Raw genomic sequence first — 10,284 nt, 5'->3', positions numbered from 1 at the left:
CCCGCCCCCTCACCCGCCATGCCTATCCGCTCCTGGGACATCTTCTGCACCGTGATCGACAATTTCGGCGACATCGGCGTCTGCTGGCGGCTGGCACGCCAGCTCGCACAGGAACACGGGCACGCGGTGCGGCTGTGGGTCGATGACCTGGCCAGCTTCGCGCGGCTGGCGCCGGAACTCGATACCGGCGCCACGGTGCAGCGCCTGGCGGGCGTGGAGATCCGTCCGTGGCGGCCGGGTGGCGACAGCGTGGATGACACCGCCGGGGTCGAGCCACACGATGCCGTCATCGAAGCCTTCGCCTGTGATGTGCCGCAAGCTTTCCTGGCCCGCATGGCCGCGCGTGACCCCAAATCCGCCTGGATCAACCTGGAATACCTGAGCGCCGAGCCCTGGGTACGGGAGCACCATGCGATGCCCTCGCCCCATCCGCGGCTGCCGCTGGTGAAGCATTTCTTCTTCCCCGGCTTCGAGCCCGGCACCGGCGGCCTGCTGCGGGAATCGATGCTGGGCGCGCAGCGCGCCGCCTTCCTCGGCGGCACGGCTGCCCAGGCGGCCTTGTGGCACCGGCTGAGCGTGACGCCCCGGCCCGATGCGCTGCGCGTGAGCCTGTTTGCCTACCGCAACCCGGCCCTGCCCGCGCTGCTGGAGCAATGGCGCGATGCCGCCGAGGCGGTCCATTGCCTGGTGCCCGCAGGCCTGGCCGCGGACCAGGTCGCCGAATGGCTGGGTGCCCCGCTGCGGATTGGCGACCCGGTGGAACGCGGCAGCCTGTGCGTGCAGCTCATCCCTTTCGTACGCCAGGAGCACTTTGACGAACTGCTGTGGGCCTGCGACCTGAACTTCGTGCGCGGCGAGGATTCCTTCGTGCGCGCGCAATGGGCGGCGCGGCCGCTGGTGTGGCACATCTACCCGCAGGACGATGCCGCGCACCGGGTGAAGCTGGACGCCTGGCTCGACCTGTTCGGCCAGTGCGGCGTGGCGCCGGAAGCAGCGGCCGCGCTGACGGACTTCTGGCACGCCTGGAACGGCTACGGCAATGCCGTGGACTGGCCGCGCCTGCGTGCGCACCTGCCGGCACTTGCCGCGATCGCAGCGCGCTGGGAGCGGCGTTTGCAGCATCCCGGCGATCTTGCCGCCAACCTGGTGGCGTTTTGCGAAAATCAGGTAAAATGATCGGTTGATTCAAATGGCGACCGGGCCGGAGAACCAGGGCCTTTCCCAGGCGTCAGACCGACACTGGGCGAAGACCTGTATGCAAGCTGAGCACGGGGTCGCGAGCGCGTGAACGCCTCTCGTTGGGGCTCACAGGCTCACCGCAGGTGATGCCGGCAGCGCGCCTTCGCCATTCCAAATTCCTACTTTCTATTTCAGGAAAACAGTTCAGATGAAAATCGCACAGGAACTCCGCGTCGGTAACGTGTTCATGATCGGCGGCGATCCGATGGTCGTGCAGAAGGCCGAATACAACAAGTCGGGCCGCAACGCCGCTGTGGTCAAGATGAAGTACAAGAACCTGCTGACGGACGCACCGGGCGAGTCGGTGTTCAAGGCCGACGACAAGTTCGAGGTCGTGGTGCTGGAGCGCCGCGAATGCACCTACTCGTACTTCGCTGACCCGATGTACGTGTTCATGGACGCCGACTACAACCAGTACGAAGTCGAGAAGGACAGCATGGGCGACTCGCTGAACTACCTCGAAGACGGCATGAACGTTGAAGTGGTGTTCTACAACGACAAGGCCATCTCGGTTGAAATGCCGACCACGCTGGTCCGTGAAATCGTCTACACCGAGCCGGCCGTCAAGGGCGACACCTCGTCGGGCAAGGTGCTCAAGGGCGCCAAGATCAACACCGGCTTCGAGCTGCAAGTGCCGCTGTTCTGCAACATCGGCGACAAGATCGAAATCGACACCCGCACCGGCGAATACCGCAGCCGCGCCAACTAAGGCGCTTGCTTCGCCCCGCTTCAGCGCGGGGCCGGTCAACAAAAATGGCAGCCGCGGCTGTAATGCCGTTCAGTTAAGACTGAACGGCATTTTTCATTGTTAGCCGCCGAAGCAGTTGTAAACCGCGAGCCGCAATGTTAACTTTGCGGCGCCGTGTTATCCGCTCACCTCAACTATCTACTGGAAGCCCAGCAGCCATCCGACTTTGGCCGGCTCGGGCAGCATCTGCCCTACGAGTGGGTAGAGCAGGCCGTGCACGCCACCGGTATGGCAAGCCTGCGACGTCGGCGCCTGCCCGCCGAGCAGGTGGTCTGGCTGGTGATCGCACTGGCCCTGTACCGGCATCAGTCGATCAGCGAGATTGTCGATGATCTGGACCTGGCGCTTCCCTCGACCGCAGCCCCATTTGTCAGCAAGAGCGCCATAGCGCAGGCGCGCCAACGCACCGGCTACGCGCCTCTGGCCTGGCTGTTTCACCAGTCTGCGAATGCCTGGAGCCAGCAGGATGCGCCCAGCTATGTGTTCAAAGGACTGAATCTGCTGGCCATGGACGGGACGATCCTTCGTACCGCCGACAGCCCCGCCAATCGCGAGCACTTCGGGGCCCAGGTCTATCCGAGCGGCAAGCTGGCGAGCTATCCGCAGGTGCGTGCTGTCACGCTGACCGCCATTCCGACCCATCTGATCCGCGATGTCGAGTTTGGCCGCTACGACACCAATGAGATGGTGTATGCCAAGCAACTTGTACCGCGCATCCCTGACGATTCGATTACTGTCTTCGACAAGGGCTTTCTGGCCGCCGAGATCCTGTGCGGACTCACCACCGGCGGCCACAATCGGCACTTCGTGATTCCAGCCAAGACGAACACGCGCTGGGATGTCGTCGAGGGCAAGCCCGACGATGCCACGGTGCGCATGCGCGTGTCACCCCAAGCGCGCAAGAAGTGTCCGGAACTGCCCGAGTTCTGGGAGGCGCGCGCCATCCGAACCATCGACTCGCGCGGGCGCGAGCGCGTCTTGCTGACTTCCCTACGGGATCGCCGACGTTTCAAGCCAGCCGATATTGTCGCGTGCTACACGCGCCGCTGGCAGATCGAGACGAGCTACCGAGAGCTAAAGCAATCCATGCTGGGGATGGAGTTGACCTTGCGCAGCCAGACGGTAGATGGGGTCTATCAGGAAATCTGGGGCGCACTGATTGCCTACAACACGATTCGGCTGGAAATGGCCAAAGCGGCGCTCGAAGCGAAGATCGCCCCGACCGACATCAGCTTCGTGCGTGCCTTCCATACCATTCAGTACGAACTAATGTGGGCTGCCGCAACGCGATCACACGGCAAACTGCCTGCACTGCTACAGCGCTTGCGCGAGCGCCTGAAGGCGCTCCCAAATGAAAAATGACCCGCACGCTCAGCGCACGGGTCGTTAAGTCGCGACCTTCTCGCTACACCGTTCGGTACCTGAAGAAGGACCTTAACTGAACGGCATTACACCTTCGGGTGCTTTTTTCATGGGCGCGGCCGGCGCCGCAGCCACAGGTACCAGCCCGCCTGCGAGGCGGCTTCGCCCATTGGCTGCAGCGGCACCAGCACGCCGCCATGGCGCGCCACCACGCGCTGTGCGCACAGGAGCGCCGCCCCGGGCTGCGCCAGCCGCGCGGCGCGGTCGTCGTCGGCGGGATCGAACGCCAGCCACAGCGCCAGGCCGCCGGCATGGCCACGGCACGTGACCCGCAGCGCAGTCCCCCGCGCGGCGGCCTCAATGGCGCTGGTCAGCAGCCATTCCAGCGTTTGCGCCAGCATCGCCTGGTCCCCGCCAAGGCGCGGCAGGCGGCCGGCCGGCCGTTCAAGCCGGACGCCGGCCTCGCTGGCCAGGGTCCAGACGCGGTCCAGCGCTTCATCCAGCAGAGATTCCATGGCGATACGGCGCATGCGATAGGCGTGGCGGGTTTCGCGCAGCAGCCGGTTCAGGTCATCGATCTGGCGCAGCGAACGGCGCGCATGGCTGCCGACCTGCGCCAGCAGCGCGGCGTCGGCCTGGTCCCGCGTGCGGCGCAGTTCCAGCCAGGCCAGCAGCGAGGCATTGGGGGCGCGCAGGTCGTGGCCAAGCACGTGCAGCAGCATGTCGTGCACGGCGGCGGGGTTGCGCACATCAGCGCGCCGCTGCCCGACCGGCCGGCCGCGCAGGCACCGCGCCAGCCAGCGGCCGCCGAGCCACAGTGCCACGGCGAGCCCCGCCTGGTGCAGCCGGGACGCTTTCATGCGGCAGCCCGTTCGGTGCGCTCCGGGCGATCAGTACGCTCCAGCCGGTAGCCATGCGTGTAGACCGGGGTCAGGCGCAAGCCGTGCCCTGCCTGCAGCCCAAGCTTGCTGCGCACGCGCGAGACATGGGTATCGATGGTGCGCGACAGCGGCGAGATCTCGCGGCCCCAGACCGCGGCGGTGATGTGGTCGCGCGTGACGATGCGCCCCTCGTTGCGGAACAGCAGCACCGCCAGGTCGAACTCTTTCGGCGTCAGGCCGACCGGATCGCCGTTGCAGGTGACCTTGCGCAGGGCGCAGTCAAAGGCGTACCCGCCCAGCCGCAACGGCGCGAGCGGCGCCAGCTGCGCGGGATTCGCGCGCCGCAGCAGGCAGTCGATGCGCGCGGCCAGCTCGGCCGGGCGCACCGGCTTGACCATGTAGTCGTCAGCGCCCGCCGCCAGGGCATTGACGATGTCGAGCTCGGCCTCGCGGCAGGTCAGGAACATCACCGGGATGCGGCGGTCGAGGTGGGTACGCACCCAGGCCAGTACCTCGCGCCCGGACAGGTCCGGCATCTGCCAGTCCAGCAGCAGCAGGTCGAAGCCAGCGTCGCGCAGCGCCAGCAGCAGGCGCCGGCTTTCAGCGAAGGTCACGCAGTCATGTCCCGCGCCGGTAATGACCTGCCGGATCAGCGCCGCATCCGCGGGCGCGTCTTCAAGCGATGCAATGCGCGATGCCATCTTCTTTCCCATGTGTTGTCTCCGACGGAACAGGACACTAGCGGGACATTTAAGACCGCATTGCCTTCGGCACGAATAGGAAAGACCTCAATCTCGATTTTCAACAATCTTTTACTTCTCGCCTCAGCAGGCCGCTCCTACCATGGGCTTCGCTGCGTGCCGAGCGGGCCCGCAGTGCCAAGCTCTGTCCATCCATCGGCGCATTCCGATGCGCCCGCGCAGGAGCCACTCTCGTGAACATCGCCGCGCTGCAGGCGGACCCGACCCTCGCCGTCAGCATCGAACAGACCCTGCGCCTGAACGGGCATCAGTGCACGCGCTATCTCAGCGGGCGCACCATGATCGGCGCGCTGCGCGGCAGGTCGTTCGATCTGCTGATGCTCGATTGCGATACGCCGGGGATCCCGGCCCTGGAAGTGCTGGCATGGGTGCGCCGCACGCTCGGCAACGAGATGCCGGTGATGCTGACCGGCACCTCCAACGAAGAAGCCTTCGTCGCGGCCTGCTTTGCGCAAGGCGCCGACAGCTACGTGCCCAAGCCGCTGCGCACGGCCGAGCTGGCCGCGCGCGTGCTGGCGCTGTTGCGCCGCGCCAGGCCGGCGGTCGATGAATGCGACCTGGAGCACGGCGTGTTCCGCTTTGCCACCGCGGAGCGGCGCGTGTGGGTCCAGGGCAAGCCGGTGCTGCTGGCCCCCAAGGAATTCGACCTGGCGGTGCTGCTGTTCCGCAACCTGGGCTCGCTGGTGCTGCGCCAGGCCATGGTCGACCAGGTCTGGCGCTACCACATGGACCCGGCCTCGCGCACGGTGGACAGCCACCTGTCGCGCGTGCGCACCAAGCTGGCGCTGTGGCCGCACAACGGTGTGCGGCTGTCGTCGGTGTACGGGCTGGGCAGCCGCCTCGATGCGGCTTAATCGGCCTTGATGCCCGCGCCCTTGACGATGCGGGCGTTCTCCGCCGCCTCTTCGCGAATGGCCTTGGCAAACTGCGCCGGCGTGCCGCCGGTCGGCACCTCGCCGCCCTTGAGCAGGCGCTCATGGACCTCCGGCTCGGCCAGCGCCTTGTTCAGTTCGGCGTTCAGGCGGTTGATGATGGCCGCGGGCGTCTTGCCCGGCGCGAAGATGCCGAAGGTCGAGCTCAGGTTGGCCTTGGGGTAGCCCAGCTCGGCCAGCGTCGGCACCGAGGGCAGGCTCTCCAGGCGCCTGGGCGCACCCACCGCCAGCGCGCGCAGGCGGCCGGACTGCATATGCTGGGTCAGCACCGGGCTGGCGTTGGTGCTCATCACCTCGAACTGGCCGCCGAGCGCGTCATTCATCTGCTGGCCCGCGCCCTTGTACGGGATCAGCGTGATGTCGGCCTTCGACTTCTGCCTGATCTGTTCCAGCATCACGTGGCCGACCGTGCCCAGGCCCGATGTTGCCCAGCGCACCGAGCCCGGTTTGGCGCTGGCCTGGCCGACCACGTCGGCAAAGCCCTTGCCGCTGAAGCCGGCGGTGGCCACCACCAGCACCGGCGAGTACATCACGCTCATCACCGGCGCCACGTCCTTCTGCGGGTCGTAGTTGACGCGGCCGACATGCGGGTTGAGCGTCAGCGGGCTGGTCGCGGCGAAGCCCAGCGTATAGCCGTCCGGCGCAGCCTTGGCGACCGCATCGATGCCGATGCTGCCGCCCGCGCCGGCCTTGTTCTCGACCACCACCGAGGTGCCCATCTGCGCCGACAGCCGCTCGCCGAGCGCGCGCGCCACGGTGTCGCTGATGCCGCCGGTCGGGTAGGCGACGATCAGGCGGATCGGACGGCTGGGATAGGCGTCGGCAGCGGCGGCAGGCAGCGCGGCAGCACCGCTGGTCACGCACAGGGCGGCCAGCAGGGATGAGCGGAAGGGGAAGGCCATGATGGAAATGCGGGAGAGATTTCGACAGGAGGGCGCCGGGCACGGCAGCGGTTTGCCGGCCTGGCGCGGAGCAGCCGCTATCTTAGCCGATCGGGACGTGCGCGCTCAGCGCACCAGCGGGCGTTCCGGCACCCACGAGACAAAGAGTTCGTTGGCCCGGTCATACAGGCGCCATACCGTGCCGCAGTCGCGGCAGGCAAAGGAAAGCATGCTGAACGGCACGCCGGCGGCGCTCTGGCTCACCAGCGGCACCGTGCAGCGCAGCGCCAGGCAGGACGGCGGCTCGCGCCGGCGCGGGTCGGCGGCGAGTGCCAGGCAGCGCTCGCAGGCGGGCGTGGCAGACGGTGCCGACGCGGGTTGGATGGGTGGCGGGGACGGGGGCACGGCAGACTTCATGCCCGCCATGATGCCGCAAAACGCCGCCCGGCAGCAGCCGCTGACGCAATCGGATCAGGCCGGCTGCGTGCGCGTCACCGCGGCCGGCGTCGCCGCGCGCTGGCCCAGCCACACGCTGCCCAGCACCAGCAGCGCGCCGGCAGCCTGCATTGCCGTCAATGCCTGGCCCAGCACCAGGAAGCCGAGCACGGTGGCGCTGACCGGGCTGAGCAGCCCAAGCGCCGCCACCGCGGACGACGGCATGCGCCCGACACCGCGGAACCACAGCGCATAGCTGAAGCCGGCCCCGACAATGCTCAGCCACGCATAGCCAAGCCAGTTGGCCAGCGTGAAATGCCCGGGCAGCGGTTCCAGCACCAGTGCGAACGGCAGCAGGAACAGCCCGCCCGCGCACAGCTGCCATGCCGTCAGCACCAGCGGCGAGACCGGCGGGCGCCAGTGCCGCGTCAGCACCGTGCCCACCGCCATCGATACCGCCCCGGCCGCTGCCGCCGCCACGCCGATGGCATCGAGCCGGGCGGCCGGGCCCAGCACCAGCAGCGCCACGCCCAGCAGCCCGCCCACGCCCGCCATCCAGGCGGCTGGCCGCGGGCGCGCGCCCAGCCAGGCCCACGCCAGCACCACCACGATCAGCGGCTGGATCGCGCCGACCGTGGCCGCCACGCCGCCCGGCAGCCGGTACGCGGCGATAAACAGCATGGCCTGGAAGAAGCCGATATTGAGCACGCCCAGCACCGCCGCGCGCCACCACCAGCTGCCGCGCGGCAGTTGCCGGCCGAAGGCAAGCATCGCCAGCCCGGCCGGCAGCGCCCGGATCACGCCCGAGAGCAACGGCTGCCCCGGCGGCAGCCACTGGCTGGTGACCAGGTAGGTGCTGCCCCAGATCGCCGGGGCCAGCCCGGTCAGCAGGATGTCCCTAAGGGTCACGCCGCCGGACGCGGCCAGGGAGGAAGATCCATTCGCCTTCATGTCGATATTCTTGATGTCAAGATAAATAGACTTTACGAAGCCGATTGTTTGATGTCAAGATACTTCGGTATTCCTGCCACCCGCGTATCCGCACACTGCTCCTCGATGACTGCCCGCCGCAAACCCGAAGAAACACCTGACCACGTCGACGGCATTCTCGCCCAATGGGCGCGAGAGCGCCCGGACCTGGATGCCTCGCCGATGGGCGTGATCGGCCGGCTGGGTCGGCTCAACCGCCATACCAGCCGGGCCATTGAAGCCGCGCTTGGGGAAACCGGCCTGCAGCCGTGGGAATTCGATGTGCTGGCGACGCTGCGGCGCGCGGGGCCGCCGTATGCGCTGTCGCCGGGCGCGCTGATCGGGTCGCTGATGATTACTTCGGGCACCATGACCAACCGGCTCGACCACCTGGAGCGGGCCGGGCTGGTGCGGCGCCAGCCCAATCCGGAAGACCGGCGCGGCCTGCTGGTGGAACTGACCGAAGCCGGGCGCGAGCGCGTCGACCGCGCGCTGGAACTGCACGTGGCCAACGAGCACCGCCTGCTGGCGGACCTGACCGCGACGGAACGCGCGCAGCTGGCTGCGCTGCTGCGCCGCTGGCTGCGCATGTTCGAGCCGCCACCGGGCGGTGGCGGCGAAGGTAATGAACCGGCCTGAGGGTCAGGCCCGTTGCGGACGCTCGCGCAGGTCGGGCAGGAAGACCGTCAGCAGGCCCAGCAGCGGCAGGTAGGCGCAGTATTCGTACACCGCGCGGATGCCGTGCGTATCGGCCATGCCGCCCAGCACCGCGGCGCCGATGCCGCCCATGCCGAAGGCAAAGCCGAAGAACAGGCCCGACACCATGCCCACCTTGCCGGGAATCAGCTCCTGCGCGAACACCAGGATCGCCGAGAACGCCGAGGCCAGGATAAAGCCGATGATGAAGGTCAGCACCGTGGTCCAGAACAGGCCCACGTGCGGCAGCGCCAGCGTGAACGGCGCCACGCCCAGGATCGACGCCCAGATCACGCGCTTGCGGCCGATGCGGTCGCCGATCGGGCCGCCCAGGATGGTGCCCGCCGCCACCGCGGCCAGGAACATGAACAGGTGCAGCTGCGCGTCCTGGCGCGCCAGCCCGAAGCGCTCCATCAGGTAGAAGGTGTAGTAGGAGGTCAGGCTGGCCATGTAGAAGTACTTGGAGAACACCAGCACCATCAGCACCACCATGGCGCGCACCACCAGGCGCGTGGGCACCGGGCTGGCCACCGCGCCGGCGGCCTTGTGCTTGCGCGCGCCCTGCGCCAGCTGGCGCGCATACCAGCCGCCGATGCGCCACAGCACCACGATGCCCACCAGCGCCGCCAGCGAGAACCACGCCAGGCTGGCCTGCTGGTGCACGATCAGCGCGGCCAGCAGCGGCCCCATGGCGCTGCCGCCGTTGCCGCCCACCTGGAAGATCGACTGCGCCAGCCCGTGCTGGCCGCCGGAGGCCATGCGCGCCACGCGCGATGATTCCGGATGGAAGATCGATGAGCCGGTACCGACCAGCGCCGCGGCCACCAGCAGCACGCCGTAGCTCGGCGCCACCGACAGCAGCAGCAAGCCCGCCAGCGTGAACGCCATGGCGATGGCCAGCGAATGCGGCTTGGGATGCTTGTCGGTGTACAGGCCCACCACCGGCTGCAGCAGCGATGCCGTGACCTGGTAGGTCATGGTCAGCAGGCCGATCTGGGTGAAGCTCAGGTTGAAGCCCCCCTTGAGCATCGGATAGATCGCCAGGATCAACGACTGGATCATGTCGTTGAGGAAGTGGGCGAAGCTGATCGCCGACAGCACGCGGAAACCGGTGCGTTCGGCCTGGGGGGATGTCGCGGACGGTGTCGCGCCAGCAGGCGCGGAGTCGATGGTTGTGCTCATTGGCGGCTCTCGACAGACGGAAAGCGGCCAGCGGGGGCGCCGGCCTGGAAGGAACTGAGCACCGATGCTAGCTGGCGCCCCTGCGCCTGTCCTGCGAGAATAGGTCCCCGACCTTGGAGAAAAGGACATGCCGCGCGCCCCTCGCCCCCTTTCTGCTTCAGGCGCGGCCCGCCGCCGCCCCCGCGATCAGCATGTGCC

Annotated in this window: 10 protein-coding genes and 1 pseudogene; 5 read left to right on the top strand and 6 right to left on the bottom strand. The window is 67.9% G+C overall.

From position 1 onward, the window contains the following. Positions 1-18 precede the first annotated feature (18 nt). The 3 genes and pseudogenes from earP (at position 19) to AC3WON_RS30495 (ending at position 3,429) form a co-directional block, all read left to right on the top strand. Positions 19-1,176: an elongation factor P maturation arginine rhamnosyltransferase EarP gene (gene earP, locus AC3WON_RS30505; protein WP_492353420.1), complete on the top strand. Its 1,158-nt coding sequence runs from the start codon at positions 19-21 to the stop codon at positions 1,174-1,176. Positions 1,177-1,387: 211 nt separating this feature from the next. Next, positions 1,388-1,948 carry an elongation factor P gene (gene efp / locus AC3WON_RS30500; RefSeq protein WP_010814696.1) on the top strand — a complete coding sequence of 187 codons (561 nt, stop codon included), beginning with the start codon at positions 1,388-1,390 and terminating at the stop codon, positions 1,946-1,948. A gap of 153 nt (positions 1,949-2,101) precedes the next feature. Further along, positions 2,102-3,429: pseudogene (locus AC3WON_RS30495) on the top strand (IS4 family transposase). 27 nt (positions 3,430-3,456) lie between these two features. Here AC3WON_RS30495 and AC3WON_RS30490 read toward each other — a convergent pair. After that, positions 3,457-4,209, bottom strand: coding sequence for a histidine kinase (locus tag AC3WON_RS30490; RefSeq protein WP_492321490.1), 753 nt, complete (start codon positions 4,207-4,209; stop codon positions 3,457-3,459). Next, a complete protein-coding gene (locus AC3WON_RS30485) occupies positions 4,206-4,943 on the bottom strand; it encodes a response regulator transcription factor (RefSeq protein WP_492321491.1) in 738 nt (245 codons plus the stop codon). Before AC3WON_RS30485 ends, AC3WON_RS30490 begins: the two co-directional genes overlap by 4 nt. A gap of 221 nt (positions 4,944-5,164) precedes the next feature. On the opposite strand from AC3WON_RS30485, the gene AC3WON_RS30480 reads away from it, so the two are divergent. Next, the gene (locus AC3WON_RS30480; protein ID WP_011614340.1) at positions 5,165-5,845 is read left to right on the top strand and encodes a response regulator transcription factor; all 681 of its coding nucleotides are present in this window, start codon (positions 5,165-5,167) and stop codon (positions 5,843-5,845) included. On the opposite strand, the gene AC3WON_RS30475 is transcribed toward AC3WON_RS30480, so the two are convergent. The 3 genes from AC3WON_RS30475 to AC3WON_RS30465 form a co-directional block, all read right to left on the bottom strand. Then, the gene (locus AC3WON_RS30475) at positions 5,842-6,825 is read right to left on the bottom strand and encodes a Bug family tripartite tricarboxylate transporter substrate binding protein (RefSeq protein ID WP_492353419.1); all 984 of its coding nucleotides are present in this window, start codon (positions 6,823-6,825) and stop codon (positions 5,842-5,844) included. The two genes, AC3WON_RS30480 and AC3WON_RS30475, sit on opposite strands and share 4 nt — an antisense overlap. A 105-nt stretch (positions 6,826-6,930) precedes the next feature. Beyond that, the gene (locus AC3WON_RS30470) at positions 6,931-7,230 is read right to left on the bottom strand and encodes a hypothetical protein (protein WP_492321493.1); all 300 of its coding nucleotides are present in this window, start codon (positions 7,228-7,230) and stop codon (positions 6,931-6,933) included. Between the two features lie 45 nt (positions 7,231-7,275). Beyond that, the gene (locus tag AC3WON_RS30465) at positions 7,276-8,190 is read right to left on the bottom strand and encodes an EamA family transporter (protein WP_492321494.1); all 915 of its coding nucleotides are present in this window, start codon (positions 8,188-8,190) and stop codon (positions 7,276-7,278) included. Positions 8,191-8,295: 105 nt separating this feature from the next. Between AC3WON_RS30465 and AC3WON_RS30460 the strand changes: the two genes are divergently transcribed. Then, complete coding sequence (locus tag AC3WON_RS30460; RefSeq protein ID WP_492321495.1) at positions 8,296-8,847, top strand: MarR family winged helix-turn-helix transcriptional regulator; 552 nt, start codon at positions 8,296-8,298, stop codon at positions 8,845-8,847. 3 nt (positions 8,848-8,850) lie between these two features. Here AC3WON_RS30460 and AC3WON_RS30455 read toward each other — a convergent pair whose 3' ends face one another. Then, positions 8,851-10,086: an MFS transporter gene (locus AC3WON_RS30455; RefSeq protein ID WP_492353418.1), complete on the bottom strand. Its 1,236-nt coding sequence runs from the start codon at positions 10,084-10,086 to the stop codon at positions 8,851-8,853. Positions 10,087-10,284 lie beyond the last annotated feature (198 nt).

The organism is Cupriavidus sp. FW305-46 (genome assembly GCF_058787075.1).
This window is presented reverse-complemented; position numbering and strand designations above follow the sequence as displayed.

What these genes read in the sequence shown, in the direction of transcription:
- AC3WON_RS30485 (WP_492321491.1), bottom strand. Translation starts at nt 4,943, where the DNA reads ATGGGAAAGAAGATGGCATCGCGCATTGCATCGCTTGAAGACGCGCCC.
- AC3WON_RS30455 (WP_492353418.1), bottom strand. Translation starts at nt 10,086, where the DNA reads ATGAGCACAACCATCGACTCCGCGCCTGCTGGCGCGACACCGTCCGCG.
- earP (WP_492353420.1), top strand. Translation starts at nt 19, where the DNA reads ATGCCTATCCGCTCCTGGGACATCTTCTGCACCGTGATCGACAATTTC.
- AC3WON_RS30465 (WP_492321494.1), bottom strand. Translation starts at nt 8,190, where the DNA reads ATGAAGGCGAATGGATCTTCCTCCCTGGCCGCGTCCGGCGGCGTGACC.
- AC3WON_RS30475 (WP_492353419.1), bottom strand. Translation starts at nt 6,825, where the DNA reads ATGGCCTTCCCCTTCCGCTCATCCCTGCTGGCCGCCCTGTGCGTGACC.
- AC3WON_RS30490 (WP_492321490.1), bottom strand. Translation starts at nt 4,209, where the DNA reads ATGAAAGCGTCCCGGCTGCACCAGGCGGGGCTCGCCGTGGCACTGTGG.
- AC3WON_RS30470 (WP_492321493.1), bottom strand. Translation starts at nt 7,230, where the DNA reads ATGGCGGGCATGAAGTCTGCCGTGCCCCCGTCCCCGCCACCCATCCAA.
- efp (WP_010814696.1), top strand. Translation starts at nt 1,388, where the DNA reads ATGAAAATCGCACAGGAACTCCGCGTCGGTAACGTGTTCATGATCGGC.
- AC3WON_RS30460 (WP_492321495.1), top strand. Translation starts at nt 8,296, where the DNA reads ATGACTGCCCGCCGCAAACCCGAAGAAACACCTGACCACGTCGACGGC.